We start from the raw sequence: 16,901 nt of genomic DNA, 5'->3' as shown, positions 1-16,901 counted from the left end.
CCCGTCGCTTCACTTCGGGCCACCCTGTATTCCCCCGGGATCGGTAGAGGTTCAAGAACAGTCGAAATAGATCAGCCAGCCGTGCCAAGGTCGCGAGTCAGGAACCCGGGCAAATCCCGCACCATCGACTCGACCCGCTCGGCCTCGACCTTGTCCCAGTTGCCGTGGTCGGCGTCATTGCGGATGTCGATCCAAACTTTGACCTGCTTGAAGACAAGCGGTCCGTAGACCCTTTGGTCGAGGGCGATCTGGTTCATCGATTCGAGGTTGCCCGTGGCCTTGACTCCCCGCGCGGTCAGCTCTCGGCGAAGGCTGTCCTCCAACACAGCGCCGGCCAGCGACGCCGCAGCGTGGTGGTAGCCGGCGCCAAGGAGATGGTCGGCCATGTCTAGGAAGTCGGTGAAGACCTCAGCGGCGATAAGGCTCCGGAAGTCGGAGAGGTAACCGTTGGCCACGTCCTCCCGGATCGCCTGGAGGACGCCGACGCCGCTCTCGCGCTGGTCCGCCTGCGGGTCCTGATTGTCATTCGTGATCGTGGGCTCGGTAACTCGTTCAAGTTCGAGTAGGTAGGTGTGACCGTCGCGGAGGATTGATCGAGCGAAGGCAAGGCTCTGCGAGCGCCACTCGGCATACGGCCGGGGTTCCACGCGCCGCTCTCCGCTCGTCCACTGCTCACCCGCGGGGCGCAAGGGGACGGCCTCGCCCTTGGCGATGAGGGCGTCGAGTTGATCAAGGGCCCGCTGGTCATCCATGCCGACCATGTTCGCACAGCACCTAGCCCCGCGATGCCGACGTAGCGCGTCGGGCGACGGTCCCCTTCCTCTACCGACCGTGACGGCCTTCGGGGCTCTTACGTGCCAACGCGGTCGGCGGCGGGTCCGATCTGGAATCAGTGGCTGTGACGTTGGACGGCCAGGGGTGCAAGCCCCGAGTGGGCTCCGGCGAACTGCCTCCATGGGACGCAGCCCTTGACGAGACGAGATGCCGGAGCACCTCTATCGGCGGTGTCGCGTCGTGCTCGAGCGCCGCTTTCAGCTCGTCGTCCAAGACGATCTCCGGCTTCGGTTCCGCGCCTGCAGCAATACGAGCCAGCCGAGCGTCGTCGCCGATCCATCTGCCTTGGATGTGTGCGGGCGGGTGGGTGGCATGGAAGAGGATCGCGTGGCCGGGTTCGGCCTGCCGGAGCACCTCGGCTGGCAGCAGCGGTCGATGCACAGTGCTGTCGCCGACACCGCGCCTGTACCCGCCGAAGTGGGCGTCGGCGTTCGCCGTCCGCTGGGTGACCTCCTCTTCTCCACCGAGGTAGGTGACATACCGCAGCGTCGAGGTGTCCGACGCGCCGGCGAAGAAGATCTTGGTGGCGTGGTTGGTGAGCATCGGGTCGGCCTGGTTCTGGTAGGTGGCGTCGATCTGTGCCTTCGACTGCCACACCGTGACGAGTTGCACCCCGATCCCCGAACACGTCGAAGCGACCTCAGGCAACCACCGAAGTGGTGTGTTGCCGGCCTCGTCGATGATGCACAGCAGCCCAGGGAGCCGCTTGCCGTATCGGTTGGCGACGTCGTAGGCCTGGTCCCGCAACAGCGCTCCGAGGAGACCGCCGAACACGACCGAGTACCTCGACGCGTCCTTGAGCGGTGTGCATACGTAGAGGGTGTTGGCGCCCTCGAGCACCTGGCGGAGGTCGGCAACTGGACCAACGGCGGGCGAGGAGGCGTAGGAGATGTTCGGATCCTCCCAGGGCTGCACGAGGGTCTGGGACGTCGAGTAGATGTCGGAACGGGTGCGGTGGTCGAGGCGGAAGAATCCGTCGAACTGATCGAGGGTGTGCTTGGCCTGGATCGCGACCCGCTCCTCGCCCGTAGCCGCGTAGTGGCGCAGGATCGTTCGGATCTCACCAAACTGGTCAGGGTCAACCTGCGGGGCGCCGTTCCCGCCGGGACCACCCGTTGGTGGCTGGGGGTTGCCGTCCTGAGATGAGAGCCACCGTACGACGTCGGCCATGGTGAGGTCGGGGTCGTGCGCGGCTGCGAACAGCATTGGCCACAGCAGCGCTTGGCCCTTCGAGGTCCAGTAGCTGCCGTTGGTGACACCGTCCTTGGGCGCGGCGTCGAGAAGCGCTGTCGAGATCTCGATCGCGCCGGACACCGTGCGGGCGGCGTGCAGGGGCGACCATCCAACCCGCTTCACGCCATCGGGGAGGCGAGGGATGGTCCGCATCGGGTCGAACACGTAGACATCACCGAGCTGCCGGCGGCGGGCGATGGTCTCGTCGAATAGATCGTTCTTGACCGATGACAGCAGCGCCGGTCCATTCCAGTCGAGGATGCCGGCCACCACTGCGCTGGTCTTCCCGGACTGAGATGGGCCGATCATGGCTACCGCAGTGCGGCGGCCGACGCGCTTGTTGGGTCGGCGCCGCTTGCTCGGCTGGCCGTTCTCGGTTGCGAGCAGCGTGCGCTGGTCGAGGCACCCGAACACGAAGCGGCCGACCTCAGGCCCGGCCACAATCAGCGGCGTTAGGTCGGCGCGAGCGGCGAGCCGAGCCCCCACCTGCACGCCGAGGCGAGTCCGCTGCTTGGTACCGATCGACGACGAGAACAGCTTGAGCCACATCCACACCGCCCCCGCCAGCTCAACCACCCCGACAAGCGCGGTGGACGCCCAATACAGCAAGGGTCCGGGCAGGTGCCCGCTGACCGCCGGGTCGCTCCACGCACCGGCCGGCTGAACAGCGTTGTCCGGAAGTCGGATCGCTGCGCTCATCGCATCACCCAGGCCGGCGCGCACGAAGTGCCCGGTCGACAACAACGAAGCAACCTGAGCACCGCTCCACACGACTGCGCACAGGACCCCGACCACGACGATCAACGCAACGACAGCTTCGTCCCCTCCCAGCGGCGCCGACCGGGAACGTTCGGTCATGACGCGAGGAGGTCGATCAGGCGGTGCTCGGCACGAAGCCGACGCTGAGCAACCGCCCGAGGCGAGATCCCGAGGTCCGGAGCGAGCTCGGCGGTCGTGTAGCCCTCGACGTCCATCAGCCAAAGCAACCGCACCTCATCCGTCGACACGACCCCGGCGCCGCAGGCTCGGACAAGGACGTCGAGCAGCGCCGTCCCAGGAGAGACCCCGCCATTCTCCGGCGACGCGGTAGCCCACATCTCATCGAGGACGGTCGTGGACCGCAGCCAGGCCTCGATCGCACGGGTCTCCCTCACCAACGTCCGATGGACCCGGCGCAGCATCGATGAGATCGGCCATGCTCGCCGGGTGCCCGCAGCGTGCCGGACAGCTTCGACACCAGCGATCACGACCAGCTGGTCCATCTCGCCGTCGCGAAGCATGTCGGGAGCAACTCGACGTGCCCATGACACCAACCATCCCATCTCGCCTGCCAGGCCGGGGACAATCACCTGGAGCACCGTGCGGGCTGCAAGTTCATCGCTCCGGCTGACCACTTCGAGCAGGGCCCACACCATCTCGGTCGACTCGTCGAGCTCAGCTCCGTCGACCCGCTGGAGGAGGTTCGGTAGGTCGACGACGCCCCGCAGCGGCGGCTGGTCGACCTGCCAGCGGCGAAGCCGCCGACGGGTCGACGGGCACTCGACGAGTTGCTCCCACTCGGTGTCAAGCAACCCCAGAAGATCCACACGTTCGGCCATGACCGAACCGTGCGAAACCCACCTCCCGGACTACCTACGGCTCCTCCTACCGGCCCGGCTACCACTTCGGGATTCCGGCGAACAAACTGGTCAGCGACCTACCGGTCCACCTACTTCGTTGGTATCTGCGACCTGAAACCCGACTCGCTGTCTCGAGACGGAGTGCGGAACTACTAGTCCGATCAACGCCAGGAATTCCGGCGAAATCTCGCCGCGGCTCCCGCGACTCGGGCGGTCAGCGGGCGAATTGCCGCTGGGCGCTGAACAGATACGAGTACGCGGCCACGGGCTGAGGCTCGGGAAGGGCAGCACCGACGACCTGCGGAACGACCAAGCCCGCGGTGCCCAACGCCATCCCAATCGGATCACCGGAGGCGGCGCTCCAAGCGGCGCCCGCCAGGCCCAGAGACCACGACGATAGATTCCGACCAAGTGCGGCCCTTGAGCTGCGTTGGAGATCATGAGCGTTATCGGCAAGCTCTTGTCGACGCTCGAGCAGAAGCTGCATCCGGTCACCCTTCTCGGGGACGGTGCAAAGCTCGGCGAGGAACCGCCGGAGGTCACGCATGTATGTCTTGTGCTCTGGCCCGTGACTCGCTCGAAACTCGAGAACTTCGTCCAGCGGGACTGGATCAAGATCGAACGTGACCGGCTCCAGATCGAGCGACACAACGCTGTGGGCCGACGGCAGCGGCTCACGTGAGAGGAGCGCCACCAGATCCGCGACGGCAGCGCCATGACCTGTCGTGGGGTTCATGACGACGTTCTGCGAGGCAGAGGCCAGTCTTGCCAGCTGTCCGAGTAGGACGAGAATGGTCGTTCGAACAACAGGGTGCAGCGGGATGGATACCCCGTCCTCGCTGGGCCTGGCCAGCGCCCTCGCCTCCAACTCTTCGACCAGCATGTCCGCCAGCTCTACGTCAGCGCCGTAGCCGATTCGGGATTGCGACAGCTCAGCAAAGTGCTGAGTCTCGGGCAGGTCGTCGAAGACGCCGGCGGTAAGGAGCTCCACCATCACCTCTGCAAGCTTGAGGGCGATGTCGCCCGTGACCCAAGTCTTGGGCTCGAGGACGCGCAGCAGACCGAGCTCCTCGAGCGGAATAGCCATGCTCGGGTCGGCAACGTGGTGACGCCCGTACATGTACCCAGGGAGGAGGATGTCAATCTCGTCGAAGAAGAGGAGCAGGGTCTTGATCCAGCCGCTCTCGTCTGGGTGCCAGTACGGGGCGGGGTAGTAGTAGGCAGCCTCGATCTGATCCGACATTGGTTTCCTTCGGCGTGTGCCCTCGCCTCGCTCGGCAGCGGGGGACCACATCCTACCGACGCGGTTCACGCCGAACTTGCAGTTCGTGACCCAGCGCGGTCTTCGGACGTGTGGCGCTGCGGCGTGGTGCTGCGGAGTGCTGACGGTGACGCCAATGAGCCCCCTTGCGAGCGAGTCACCAGCCCTCGCTCGGGATGCCAAGGCGCCAGAACGACCCAAACCGACGCTTCCTTGGGGCGTGCTCGGTGGTCAGATCGGCATCACTACTTCGTCGCTCAATGCCACGGCACGAGTGCGTATCCCAGTCCTGTCACAGTGCTTCGCAACTATCCCCAGATGGAAAAGAGGACGTGCGCGTGCCGATGACTCCCTACCGACCCATCTCGCCACGCCATGCCACCGCCGTTGTCGCCGTTCGCTATCTCGCGTCCGTGTGCGACGGTGCCGTCCGACGCGATGGCCACGGCTTCAGCTCGGACCACGTGGCCTACGGCCACTGGCTCGCTGGACTCCCGCTCGACAGGTGGACGCCCGCAGCGCATGCAGCGGCGCGCCAGCTCGTGCGGGTCTACCGCAACCAGCTCACCCGAGCCGGGTTCGCTCCGGCCGACATCGTCGCGGGTCGACGGCCTCGTCGGATCAGCCGACGGGCGGCCTCCCGGCTTCGTGCCGGATGGGCCAGCGATCCATCGGGACTATATGAGTGGCGGTGGTGGAACGGCCTGCGGTGGACCGAGCACGTCGACGGCTGATCACAAGTGACGCAGCGCCGAGGCCAGTCTCTCAGGCAGCTCGGACCACATTTCATCACATCCGCCTCGACCGAAAGCCCGATCGGCGGGCACGTCGAGGGCGTCAGCGACGGCATCGGCCACATCGACGGACAGCATCCGTGGATGCCCGTCGGCGAGTAGCTCGGAGACGAGCACTGCATCAAGCCCGAACCCGCGAGCAATGACCAGAGGCGGGTCGCCGGTCCAGAGCTGCCAGGCGAGGAGCCAGTTGCGCAGCGGCCGGGTCGGCACCATGTCGGGAGCAAGGTCATCGATCAAGGTTCAACCTCTGGTCTGTGTCGCAGATCGCCCATTCGGCCGACCCGATGCGGTGCTGGACAACGGCGGTTCGGTCTCCGACCCGCCACAGAGCCCGGCCCCGCACGAGCTGGGGGAGCAGCTGGGCCTGGTACGTGCTTAGTCCGAGCATCTCGGTCGCCTCCGAGACCTGATCGCTGGATTGACGGAACAAGATCTGGGTCTGGGTGTCGGCGAGGATTCCCATCGACACCTTCGCTGCCGAGGTGCCGTCGTCGGACTGGGCCCTGAGGTCGGCGATCCGGTGGGCGACGCTGATGTTGGCCACCCCGTAGGACCTCGCCAGCTTCTGGCACGACTGGTAGTACTTCGCCACACGCTCGGAGCCGAGCAGCGCCCAGATCTCCTCGAGCACCTGGACTCGCCGGGGAACGTGGTCCGACTCCGGAGCGGCGAGGAGCGACTGCAGCCATCCCGTCGCTGCGATCATCACGGCGGTGAGTGCCGCTGTGTCCTGGTGAACGGCCGAAAGGTCGATGACCACGCCTCGACCGGTCCAGTCGAGCCGCTCGGTGCTGTGGCCGTCGAACATCCCACGGAGCTGACCGTCGAGAAGTTTGCCGAGGGCGTGGCGGACGTTCTGGATGTCGCGTGCGAGGTCCCGGGCCGTTTCAGCCTGGGCTCGTCGGGTCATATCGTCGGTTGGGTTGACCAGCAGGTCAACAACATCGGCGAGCGTCGGCTCTGGCCCGGACCGCTCGCTGGTGACGGCGTCGACCGTCCAGCCGAGGGCAGCGTCTTCGAGCGGGGTCAGCTCCCGGTGCAGCACTGAAGCGGCGAGGGCAGCGACCATCTGCGAGCGTCGAGTCCGCAGTTCGTCGACGTCGGTCATGGCCGGGCCGGCGTCGAGCGGGTTGAGGCGGGTCTGTCCCCCGGGGTGGAGACGAATGCGGGCGAGTCCGAGCGCGTCGGCGAGCGGCCCGTATTCGCCCTTGGGGTCGAGAACTGCGCACCAACGCGGACGCCCGCCCGGGGATCCGAGCAGACCGATCGACCGGTAGAGCAAGGTCTTGACCGCGGATGACTTACCCGACCCGACCATGCCGAGCACGAGAATGTTCGGCGAGGTGATGAGCCCGTCGGTGTAGGCCTGGAACGGGTCATAGCACCACGCGGTGCCGCCTGCGGAGACGTCTTCGCCCACGTAGATGCCTCGCGGGCCGAGGCCGACGCCGGCGTGAAACGGGTAGAGGGCGCTGACGTGGGCGTTGGTGGCCCGGTGCCGGGGTAGCCGAAGTCCGGGCGTGCGCCAACGGCTGAGCAGGGAGGTCACAGCCACTCCTTCGGGACGACGCCTCGGGCAACGGGCAAGGTGACGACCATCGCCAGGTCGTGGCGGCCGTGGAGCGGCTTGGTTTCCATGCCGAGTGACCCAGTGATCTGGGTCAGCTCGGCAACGGCGTCGTCGAGGTCCTCCAGGGTTGATGCGGTGACGACCAGGATGCCGACGTAGACGAATTCGCCCCAGCCGCTGACGAGCTCCTCTTCTCGCTCCTCGACGGCCTGGCGTGCTCGCCGATGGTGGGCGCCGACCCGGAACCCCTTCTCGGCTCGGTGCATGGCATCGGATTCGATCTTGGCGGAGTCGCGGACGACGGTCCGCTGGCTTCTCGACCGCGAGAGCGGTTCGAGAACGACGGCCATGGTCCGAACACAACCGGCGTAAAGCATGAGGTCGGACAACCACGCGGCGTCGACGTCGAGGCGGGGCCATTCGGTAACCCGCAACGCTCGATGCCAGACGCCATCGGTCTGCCACGCAGACCAGGTGCTCGTGGTGGCCGAGGGCATCGCGTTGCTGGGACTTGTCGCTCCTGCGGTCTCGCCGAGGCTTCGGGATCGGGTGTCGAGCACCATCCGCTGCGAAGGATCCAGTCGGAGTCGCATCGCCCGGGCCCACTCCGACGGTGACAGCACTCCGGAGACGGTCAGCCCGCTGCCTTCGAGGCGGTGCCCGAAGAGGCGCAGTTCGGTGAGGAGAGCCTCGACGGCGGCGTGGAGTCGGTCCGTCTCGTCCCGCTTCTTGCGCACCTTGCCCACGGCGAGGGTCACCGTCACGAGCACTTCGTGACGCGTGGTGTGCGAGCCGGCTTCTCGGAGCAGTCGTTCGTAGGCGGCTCGCACGTCGTCGAGCGGGTCGGCGGCCATCTGTTCGGCCAGCCACGTCCGGTGCTCATCGAGCCCGGCCGGCGCGGCCCATTGCGCCCAGCGCACGCTGACCACGGGGTTGCGTTCGGACACGAACGCACCGATCGACCGGCCCCAAGCATCGACGAGCCACTCCTGCTCGATCGGCTCGACGAGGCTGAACTGCCGGCCCGTCACCCGCAGCGTGGCGGCGACCGTCTCGGCCCGAGTGTCGTGAGTGACCACCGCCCGCGTCCCGGGCGGCCCCAGGCTGAGGTGGGCTACGTCAACGATCAGGACGTCGAGATCCTCAAACGGTGGGGGAAGCGACACGTCGCCATCGCCTCCCAACAGGGGAACCGGCTCGAACCAGGTGGCAGGTGGTCGTGTCCTCGTCTTGAGCCACTGCGCGCCGAGCGGGAGCTGGCCGACGACTGACTCGCCGCCGACTCGGGCTGCTCCAAGACCCGCTGCGACCGCCAGCACCAGCACTCCGGCCAGCGGCGAGACGAGCACCATCGCTACCGCACCCAGTGTCACGCCGACGGCGATAACGAGCAGTTGCACCAGACCGAGCCCGAACATCCATCCGGTGCGATCGACCGGCGACAGCCGAAACCGGCGGGGTTCGCGAACCGACGTCGTGGTCATACCTGACGCCTCTCGCTGCCGAGGGGCGGTGCCTGTCCACTATCCGATCCACCGGCTCCGGATGCCGGAGTCGTCGACTCCTGCGGCTGCCGCGCCGACACAACCACCGGCCCGCCGCCCGATGCCGCTCCACCGCCCGACCTGGGACCGCCCGAGCGAGGAGAGCCGAACGGCGCCGCAGATCCAGGACTCGATCCTCCGCCGCCGATGACAGGCACCGCTCCGAGCGAGCTGCCAGCACCTCCGACGCCACCCGTTGCCCCCGAGGCTCCACCGGCTCCTCCGGTGCCGGCGAGCTTGGAGATCCCAACCGTCGCCGCAACCGCCATCGATGCGCCGGCCACTGCCGATCGCATGGGGGCACGTTCCACACCGGCCGCTGCGGTTGCCGCTTCGACGAGCGGGAAGGCCTTCCAGATCAACCAGGGCATGAACGCCGCCATCAACATGACGGCAACTCCGGTCATCATGCCCGCGAGGTCGACCTCCTCGCCTGCTCCGATCCCATTGCTCGACTCGATCCCCGCTGCGCCAACACCGAAGGCCACGGCGACGCCGAACTTCGACAGGATCAGCGCCACGCCCATCTCGATGGTGCGGCGGGCGATCTGTCGGGTGCCGGGATGCGCCCGGGTGGCGAAGCCGAGCGGGGCGAGCACGATCAGGATGTAGATCAGGGCCGAGCGCACCAAGAGTTGCAGCCACACCAGCAGGGCGCCGATCACGAACAGCAGACCAAAGATGATCCCGAGCAGCCCCGCGCCGGTGAGCAGGTTGACGGCGGCCAGCGAGGCCGAGAACTCGCCCATCGCCTCACCGACATCGCCGGTCACGCCCAGCGACGCGGCGTCGACGATCCTGATCAGTATCCAGGCGACCGTTACTGACATCACCATCAGCAGGATCGAGGCGGGCACGTCCACGAGAGCGGTGCGGATGATCGCGCCTGGCTCGCCGGCGGCAAGCGATCGGATCACTGCGGCGAGGAAGAAGGCAAGGAGCAACGCCATCGACATGCCGAGCACGACCTGACGGATCGGCGTCACCGCATTGAAGAAGCCGCCGTCGAGGTCGACACCGGTTGTGGCGTTCATGGCCGTGATGATCGAGTCAGTCACCGCGGTGACGGCATCGGCGATGAGGCCGAAGACGAACTCGACCACGAGATTCAGGACGGACTCGCCGGCTGCCTCGGCGGCGCCACCGATGAGGCCGCCGACGCCGTCGATCACGTCGTCGATCGGGTTGAGGTCGATGGCCAGGATCACGAGCCCCACCCCTCGTCGCTCAGCCCAGCGGTTTCAGAGATGAGCTCCGCTGCGGGCGACGCAACGGTCGAGGCTGGCCGGACCGGCGTGGGCCCATCACGAGATACGAGATCGGCCATGCGCCACTCCCCCGCTTCCCACTCGACGGTGTAGGTGGCTGTGCGCCACTGCTCGACGGCCAACTCGTCGCCGTAGACGAGCACCTCGACGTACCAGACCGAGACCTCCCACCCGTCGCCTGCCGGACGAGCCGACGTACCGAGCGGTGCCACATGGGCGGTCAACCCGCCAGGCACCGAGAGCTCGACGTCGGCGAGCGTGGCCTCAACCTGGGCAGCGAGACGATCGGCCGATGCCTCGGTCGAGATCGACCGCTGCAGTGCCGCCCCTTCGACCGGCGTCATCGCCACAACGTCCTCGGTCAGCTCGAGGAACCGAAGCGCGGCGGTGACGGTACTTTCCTCCGTTGGAGCGAACTCGGAATCCGGCGGCGTCGGGACGCCAGCGTCCTGCAGCACTCCATCCGCGGATGCTGAAGACGGCATGGTCGACTGCGTCGATATCTCCGAGCCCAGCGATGTCGGCGGGCTGTTCTCGATGCGCGTGACCGAGTCTTCCTGCCCGAAGAAGTATCCGAGGTAGCCCACGATCGCGAGTGCGAGAGGAAGGCGCAGTCTGCGGAGGAGCCGTCGCATCACAGCCCCGACAGCTCGTCGACGATCGTCGGAGCGAGTCCGACGACGATTGCACCAGCTGCACCGCCGAGGGCGAACACCCGACCGCGACCGCCCTGCATCGAGTTGCCCGTGACCTGCGACAGCCCCCATACGGCACCGCCGATCAGCAGCGACGCGAGCGACCCGGCCAGGCCGAGCCACATCAGCCAGTTCAGAACATCCTGGGCCAGATCGGCCCCCGGGAATCCGTTATCGGGTGTTGCATCCACCTGCGCCAGCACTCCGCCAACGCCACCGAATGATCGAGCCACGTGCAGACCTCCTTCTCGTTGAGACACCCCACCAGGGACACCAACCCGACCCGAACGCGACAGAGAACTCCTGCGATCTCGTCGCGCTTGCCGAAATCCCAGGTCCCTGGACTCGACATGGACACCGAACACAGCCTCGACGCCAAGGTCATCGACCTCGCCAGGATCTCCGAGCCCGCCCGCCAGCTCGTCGCCATCTATGACGGCATCCGCCGTGGCGACCCGCCAGTCCCCGGGCGTCTCGACAAGGTCCTCGGACTACTCGGCGATCTACCCAGGCCACCGGGCCAGCTCGGCGCGGACCTCGATCTCTTGGCCAGCGGCGGCGATGGCTTCGAACGAGACCAAGTCGTAGCTGCAATCGAACGACTCCGCCGAGTCAGCTCGCTCGGCGCTCGACCGCCTGAAGCAGCTGAGCCGACACGGCGTCGTACACGCCGCCAGGGGGCGCCATCGCCATCAGTTCAGCTCGAACTTCCCGGCATCTCCAACGAAGGGAACACCCCATGAACCACATCACCATCGCCGGCAGGCTCGAGGACGATCCGGTTCGCAAAGAAGCCAACGGCAGCGTCGTTTGCTCGTTCCGACTCGCTTCAGGCCGCAGCGGCGCCAAGGCCGGCCGCCTCTGGATCGACGTCGACACCTGGGGCCACCTCGCCGGCGTCTGCTACCAGCACCTCGCCAAGGGCCGTCACGTCCTCGTCGCCGGCCGGCTCACCCAGAAGCAGTGGGCCGACCCGACGACGGGCGAGAAGCGCACTCGATACCTCGTCACTGCCACCGAGGTCGACTTCCTCGAAGGCCCCTGACCTGCGGCCCCGGCGGCGATCGGGGACGGAAGTCGCTTAGGCGACGCTAGGGCCGACGGATCTCTTCTGTCACGCTTGGAGACTGCACGCTCAGTACTCCCAGCCGTGCCAGACTCGTTCGATGGTGCGAACCGAGGGCTTGACAGTTGACGCCGGTTGAAGAGGTACTGGATCGGCTGAGGGCCAGCTCCACGACAGAGAAGCAAAAGGGGGACCGGTTTGAGGAGCTGATGGCCCACGCGTTCAGGACCGACCGGACTTTCGCCAAGCAGTTCACCGACGTGTGGCTGTGGGAGGAGTGGCCGGGGAAGACCACGGTAGACATCGGCGTCGACCTGGTGGCCAGAGCGCCCGATGGCGGGCTCATCGCCATCCAGTGCAAGTGCTACGACCCCCAGGCGACCCTCGACAAGGGCGACGTCGACTCGTTCATCTCGGAGTCCTCGAAAGCGCACTGGGCACGGCGGATCATCGTATCGACCACCGACAAGTGGTCGAAACACGCCGAAGAGGCCCTCGAGGGCCACACGATTCCAATCGAGCGGCTCGGTGTCGACCACCTCGACGCGATGACCGTTGACTGGTCGACCTACGACATCACCAACCCGAAGGGCCTGAAAGCCACCGCCCGCCACGTCCTTCGCCCTCACCAGGAGGTCGCGGTCGAGAAGGTGCGGGCCGGCCTGGCCGAATACGACCGGGGCAAGCTGGTCATGGCCTGTGGCACCGGAAAGACCTTCACCGCCCTGCGGATCGCAGAAGATGTGGCGGGTCCCGGCAAGTCGGTGCTGTTCCTCGCTCCGTCCATCGCGCTTGTCGCCCAGTCGCTCAAGGAGTGGACCGCCGAGGCGACCGTGGCGATTCGGCCGTTCGCCGTGTGTTCGGATGCGACGGCGGGGAAGGCCGACACGGCTGACAACGCCACGACCCACGACGTGGTGATCCCGGCCACGACGGACCCTTCGGCGCTGGTCGAGGCGAACGTCCACGAGCCCGACGACGGGACGATGACGGTGGTGTTCTCCACCTACCAGTCGATCGAGGTCATCGAAACCCTGCAGAGCGAGACAGGCCTGGTCTTCGACTTGGTGATTTGCGACGAAGCCCACCGCACGGCTGGGGTGGCATCGGTGGGCGAGGCCAACAAGGTGTTCTCGATCGTCCACGATGACACCCGCATACCGGCAGCGAAACGGCTCTACATGACCGCCACGCCCCGCCTGTTCAAGCCCAACGCGAGAGACGCCGCCGCGGAGCACGACGCCGTGCTCGCGAGCATGGACGACGCTGACTTCTTCGGTCCCGAGCTCCACCGGCTCGGCTTCGGCGAGGCCGTCGAGCAGGGCCTCTTGGCTGACTACCGAGTGCTCATCCTGGCCGTCAACGAAACGGCGATCTCCAACTCGTTCCAGCAGCTCCTCTCCGAAGGAGACGGCATCATGACCTTGCCGGATGTGGCCCGCTTCGTCGGCTGCCTCTCGGCCCTGGCCAAGCTCCCGGGCCAGGGCGGCGCCGGATTCAGACCAGGTGAAATGCCGATGCAGCGAGCCGTGGCGTTCTGGTCGAACATCAAAGAATCCGAGCGGTTCGCCTCCCAGTTCGACCAGGTGGCCGAGGCCTACTTCGACCAGCTCGAGTCTGACGGCGAGGACATCGCTCCTCTGCGAGTCCCGACTCGCCACGTCGACGGCACCGACAAGATCTCGTCCCGTAGGGCCGACATCCGCTGGCTCAAGGAGACCCCGCCCGAGGGCGAGTGTCGCGTGCTCACCAACGCCAAGTGCCTCACTGAAGGTGTTGACGTCCCGGCGCTCGACGCGGTGATGTTCCTGACCCCCCGCAAGTCCCGAATCGACATCGTCCAAGCTGTCGGGCGCGTGATGCGCAAGCCGCCCGGCAAGCAGCTCGGCTACGTCATCCTCCCCGTCGCAGTTCCAGCAGGTCTTGACCCGGCGACGGCGCTGGACAAGAACAAGGACTACGACGCTGTCTGGGAAGTACTCCAGGCGCTACGCGCCCACGACGAGCGGTTCAACGCCTACATCAACCAGATCGCTCTCGGCACAGGTGGCCCCGATCCCGACGGCAAGGTCGTGGTCGTCCCCGTCGACGGACCCGACATCGAGCAGGGGTCGATGTTCACCTATGAGGAGTGGACCGGGGCGATCTACTCGAAGATCGTCGCCAAGGTCGGCACACGCACCTACTGGGAAGACTGGGCCCGCGACGTCGCCGCCATCGCCGCCAGCCACGAGACCCGGATCCGCTCGATCCTCGCGGCCCAGCCGGCGGCGAAAACGTCGTTCGACGAGTTCGTGACGGAGCTGCGGGCCACCCTGAACGACGGCATCAGCGACGACGACGCCGTCAGCATGGTGTCCCAACACCTCATCACTCGCCCAATCTTCACCGCTCTGTTCGGCGACGACTCCTTCGCCACCGCCAACCCGGTTTCGCAGGCAATGACAGGGATCGCCGAGGTGCTCGACGCCCACAACCTCGAGGCCGAGACGGAAAAGCTCGACGGCTTCTACCGCTCGATCCAGCGCCGGGTCGAGGGCATCCATCCGGACGATGGCGAAGCCCGTCAGAAGATCATCAAGGACCTCTACGGCCGGTTCTTCAAGATCGCCTTCCCCAAGGTTGCCGACTCTCTCGGCATCGTCTACACGCCCATTGAGGTCGTCGACTTTATAATCCGCGCCGTCGAAGCCGCCCTACACGAGCACTTCGACGGAGCGTCATTGTCCGACGAGGGGGTGCATGTCCTCGACCCCTTCACCGGCACCGGGACCTTCATTGCGCGACTGATCCAGTCCGGCTTCATCAAGCCCCACGACCTGGCCCGCAAGTTCGCTGGCGAACTGCACGCCAACGAGATCCTGCTCCTCGCCTACTACATCGCCGCAGTGAATATCGAGGCCACCTACCGGCAGGAGGCCGCCCGCCTCGGCAGCACCGATCCGGGCTACGAGCCGTTCCCCGGCATCGTCCTCGCCGACACGTTCCAGCTCGGTGAAGCCGGGGAAGGGTCTGGCGCGCTCGACGTATTCCCGGTCAACAACGAGCGCGCCGTCGCCCAACGGAAGCTCGATATCCGTGTGATCCTCGGCAACCCGCCCTACTCAGCCGGGCAGGAATCAGCCAACGATGACAACGCCAACCTCAAGTACCCACAGCTCGACGCCTCGATCACGTCGACCTATGCCAACCGATCGACAGCCAAGCTCAAGAACAGCCTCTATGACTCGTACGTCCGCGCGTTCCGGTGGGCGTCTGACCGGCTGCTCAGGTCGCCGCACGGAGGCATCGTCGCTTTCGTGACCAATGGCGGGTTCATCGATGACAACACGTTCGATGGCTTTCGGCTATCCGTCGCTCAAGAGTTCCACCACCTCTACGTCTTCAACCTTCGCGGCAACCAGCGCAAGAGCGACTGGCGGAAGGAGGGAGGGAAGATCTTCGATGCTGGGAGCCAAGCGACGGTGGCCATCTCGCTGATGGTGAAGGAACCCGGCGCAGCGGCCGATTCCGGTGCTGTGCTCCACTACCGAGAGATCGGGGAACGTCTCACCAGAGACGAGAAGCTCAGCACCCTGGCACAGTCGATCCTGCCCGCCGTCGATAGACCTCCTTCGATCGCCGAGGAGCCATGGGAGACGCTGGCACCCAACGTGTACGGCGATTGGATCAACCAGCGATCCGACTCGTTCACCGAGCACCTGTCTGCACTCCCGGAGGACGGAGGGCCATCCCTGTTCGGTCTTCGGTCGACAGGGCTTAAGACAGGGAGAGATGCCTGGAGTTTCAGCAGCTCGGAGTCCCAGTTGTTGATCCGGCAGGCCGCGATGATCGACGTCTTCAATGACGCAGTTCGCGCCGGACTTACCGAAGCGACGCTCCCATCTGAGCTCCGCTCCGAGAGGCTGTTCAAGTGGACCGATCGGGACTACCGCCGGTTGGCAAGTGGGCGTCCCTACGACCCTCGCACGGACATCGACGTCCTGGAGGGACTCTACCGGCCGTTCCACCCGCGATCGGTGAACGCGGCTCCTGCCCTCGTGAACCGCTCGTCGCTCGCAAGGCGCTTGTACCCCAACCGAGCCGCCGCCACCCTGGCGATCTGTGTTCCCCCGCCGGGCTCGATGGCCCCGCCCTTCTCCGCCCTGATGACAAATCGCGTGATCGATTCCGGGCTGTACGCCTCAAGCGCCACTCTCATGCTCGCCCACCGAGTCTTCGATCCGCCTAGCTCGGCGTCCGACCAGCCCCCTGGGCTCTTCACGCCAGAGCTTGGGTGGCAGCACAACGTCACTGACCACGCCCTGGGCGTGTACCGCGCACTGGATCAGACGATCGAGAAGGACGACATCTTCTTCTACGTCTACGGCATCCTGCACTCACCTGCCTATCGCACCGCTTTCGCTGCCGACCTGAAGAAGTCGCTTCCACGTATCCCGCAGGTGCCGACAGCCGAGGGCTTCTGGGGATTCTCGAACGCTGGCCGCGGGCTGGCCACGCTTCACACTGAGTACGAGGACGTTGAGGTGTGGCCCGACCTGACCTTCGTGACCGCCGACGGGTTCGACCCCGCCAGCGCCGATGCCTACCGGATCACGAAGATGAAGCACCCGAAGGTCACGGACCCGGCGACCGGGGCCAAGGTCGACGACCGGACCCGGATCGTCTACAACGACCGCATCACGATCGAGGGCATCCCGGAGGCGGCGTATGGCTACGAACTGGGATCGCGCTCCGCAATTGCCTGGGTGATGGAGTCGTGGCGAATCAAGACCGACAAGGCATCCGGCATCACCAACGACCCCAACGACTGGGCCACCGAGCACGACGACCCCACCTACATCCTCGACCTCGTCGGGCGGGTCGTCACCGTCTCGATGAAGACACTCGACATCATCGCTGCTCTGCCCAAGCTGGCCCTGTAAATCGCCCGCTTGCCTGCCTACGCCCTACGGTTTGCGAGGCCGACGGAGTGCCCATAGACCCTCCGCTGGACCAACCCGATGATGAGGGG

At 66.3% G+C, this 16,901-nt stretch carries 14 protein-coding genes; 4 read left to right on the top strand and 10 right to left on the bottom strand.

Annotated features, from left to right (window positions below):
- Positions 1-71: 71 nt before the first annotated feature.
- The 4 genes from R8F63_20290 to R8F63_20275 form a co-directional block, all read right to left on the bottom strand.
- Positions 72-752 carry a hypothetical protein gene (locus R8F63_20290; GenBank protein ID MDW3220950.1) on the bottom strand — a complete coding sequence of 227 codons (681 nt, stop codon included), beginning with the start codon at positions 750-752 and terminating at the stop codon, positions 72-74.
- A 70-nt stretch (positions 753-822) separates the two neighbouring features.
- Positions 823-2,925: a type IV secretory system conjugative DNA transfer family protein gene (locus R8F63_20285; protein ID MDW3220949.1), complete on the bottom strand. Its 2,103-nt coding sequence runs from the start codon at positions 2,923-2,925 to the stop codon at positions 823-825.
- Positions 2,922-3,665 (bottom strand): hypothetical protein, encoded by a 744-nt coding sequence (locus tag R8F63_20280; GenBank protein MDW3220948.1) that lies wholly within the window; start codon positions 3,663-3,665, stop codon positions 2,922-2,924. The genes R8F63_20285 and R8F63_20280 overlap by 4 nt, the downstream gene beginning before the upstream one ends.
- Before the next feature lie 235 nt (positions 3,666-3,900).
- The gene (locus tag R8F63_20275) at positions 3,901-4,929 is read right to left on the bottom strand and encodes a hypothetical protein (GenBank protein MDW3220947.1); all 1,029 of its coding nucleotides are present in this window, start codon (positions 4,927-4,929) and stop codon (positions 3,901-3,903) included.
- 356 nt (positions 4,930-5,285) lie between these two features.
- On the opposite strand from R8F63_20275, the gene R8F63_20270 reads away from it, so the two are divergent.
- Complete coding sequence (locus tag R8F63_20270; protein ID MDW3220946.1) at positions 5,286-5,681, top strand: DUF2510 domain-containing protein; 396 nt, start codon at positions 5,286-5,288, stop codon at positions 5,679-5,681.
- On the opposite strand, the gene R8F63_20265 is transcribed toward R8F63_20270, so the two are convergent.
- Genes R8F63_20265 through R8F63_20240 form a run of 6 tightly spaced genes read right to left on the bottom strand, consistent with a single transcriptional unit; the run spans position 5,682 to position 11,024 of the window.
- Positions 5,682-5,981, bottom strand: coding sequence for a hypothetical protein (locus R8F63_20265; GenBank protein ID MDW3220945.1), 300 nt, complete (start codon positions 5,979-5,981; stop codon positions 5,682-5,684).
- The gene (locus tag R8F63_20260; GenBank protein MDW3220944.1) at positions 5,971-7,293 is read right to left on the bottom strand and encodes a DUF87 domain-containing protein; all 1,323 of its coding nucleotides are present in this window, start codon (positions 7,291-7,293) and stop codon (positions 5,971-5,973) included. The genes R8F63_20265 and R8F63_20260 overlap by 11 nt, the downstream gene beginning before the upstream one ends.
- Complete coding sequence (locus tag R8F63_20255; GenBank protein ID MDW3220943.1) at positions 7,290-8,798, bottom strand: SCO6880 family protein; 1,509 nt, start codon at positions 8,796-8,798, stop codon at positions 7,290-7,292. The genes R8F63_20260 and R8F63_20255 overlap by 4 nt, the downstream gene beginning before the upstream one ends.
- Complete coding sequence (locus R8F63_20250; protein ID MDW3220942.1) at positions 8,795-10,075, bottom strand: hypothetical protein; 1,281 nt, start codon at positions 10,073-10,075, stop codon at positions 8,795-8,797. The genes R8F63_20255 and R8F63_20250 overlap by 4 nt, the downstream gene beginning before the upstream one ends.
- Positions 10,063-10,761, bottom strand: coding sequence for a hypothetical protein (locus tag R8F63_20245; GenBank protein ID MDW3220941.1), 699 nt, complete (start codon positions 10,759-10,761; stop codon positions 10,063-10,065). Before R8F63_20245 ends, R8F63_20250 begins: the two co-directional genes overlap by 13 nt.
- A complete protein-coding gene (locus tag R8F63_20240) occupies positions 10,761-11,024 on the bottom strand; it encodes a hypothetical protein (GenBank protein ID MDW3220940.1) in 264 nt (87 codons plus the stop codon). The genes R8F63_20245 and R8F63_20240 overlap by 1 nt, the downstream gene beginning before the upstream one ends.
- Positions 11,025-11,171: 147 nt before the next feature.
- On the opposite strand from R8F63_20240, the gene R8F63_20235 reads away from it, so the two are divergent.
- The 3 genes from R8F63_20235 to R8F63_20225 all read left to right on the top strand — a co-directional run bounded on the left by R8F63_20235 (position 11,172) and on the right by R8F63_20225 (position 16,812).
- Positions 11,172-11,564: a hypothetical protein gene (locus tag R8F63_20235; protein MDW3220939.1), complete on the top strand. Its 393-nt coding sequence runs from the start codon at positions 11,172-11,174 to the stop codon at positions 11,562-11,564.
- Positions 11,561-11,866 (top strand): single-stranded DNA-binding protein, encoded by a 306-nt coding sequence (ssb, locus tag R8F63_20230; protein MDW3220938.1) that lies wholly within the window; start codon positions 11,561-11,563, stop codon positions 11,864-11,866. The genes R8F63_20235 and ssb overlap by 4 nt, the downstream gene beginning before the upstream one ends.
- A 230-nt stretch (positions 11,867-12,096) precedes the next feature.
- Positions 12,097-16,812, top strand: coding sequence for a type ISP restriction/modification enzyme (locus R8F63_20225; protein MDW3220937.1), 4,716 nt, complete (start codon positions 12,097-12,099; stop codon positions 16,810-16,812).
- Positions 16,813-16,901 lie beyond the last annotated feature (89 nt).

This window comes from Acidimicrobiales bacterium, assembly GCA_033344915.1.
GTDB lineage: Bacteria > Actinomycetota > Acidimicrobiia > Acidimicrobiales > Aldehydirespiratoraceae > JAJRXC01.
Note: the sequence above shows the minus strand (reverse complement) of the source record. Positions and strands in the feature narration are given on the sequence as shown.

Excerpts from the sequence above, each read along its gene's own strand:
- R8F63_20290 (MDW3220950.1), bottom strand. The coding sequence starts at position 752 with ATGGATGACCAGCGGGCCCTTGATCAACTCGACGCCCTCATCGCCAAG.
- R8F63_20255 (MDW3220943.1), bottom strand. The coding sequence starts at position 8,798 with ATGACCACGACGTCGGTTCGCGAACCCCGCCGGTTTCGGCTGTCGCCG.
- R8F63_20275 (MDW3220947.1), bottom strand. The coding sequence starts at position 4,929 with ATGTCGGATCAGATCGAGGCTGCCTACTACTACCCCGCCCCGTACTGG.
- R8F63_20235 (MDW3220939.1), top strand. The coding sequence starts at position 11,172 with ATGGACACCGAACACAGCCTCGACGCCAAGGTCATCGACCTCGCCAGG.
- R8F63_20245 (MDW3220941.1), bottom strand. The coding sequence starts at position 10,761 with ATGCGACGGCTCCTCCGCAGACTGCGCCTTCCTCTCGCACTCGCGATC.
- ssb (MDW3220938.1), top strand. The coding sequence starts at position 11,561 with ATGAACCACATCACCATCGCCGGCAGGCTCGAGGACGATCCGGTTCGC.
- R8F63_20225 (MDW3220937.1), top strand. The coding sequence starts at position 12,097 with ATGGCCCACGCGTTCAGGACCGACCGGACTTTCGCCAAGCAGTTCACC.
- R8F63_20280 (MDW3220948.1), bottom strand. The coding sequence starts at position 3,665 with ATGGCCGAACGTGTGGATCTTCTGGGGTTGCTTGACACCGAGTGGGAG.
- R8F63_20285 (MDW3220949.1), bottom strand. The coding sequence starts at position 2,925 with ATGACCGAACGTTCCCGGTCGGCGCCGCTGGGAGGGGACGAAGCTGTC.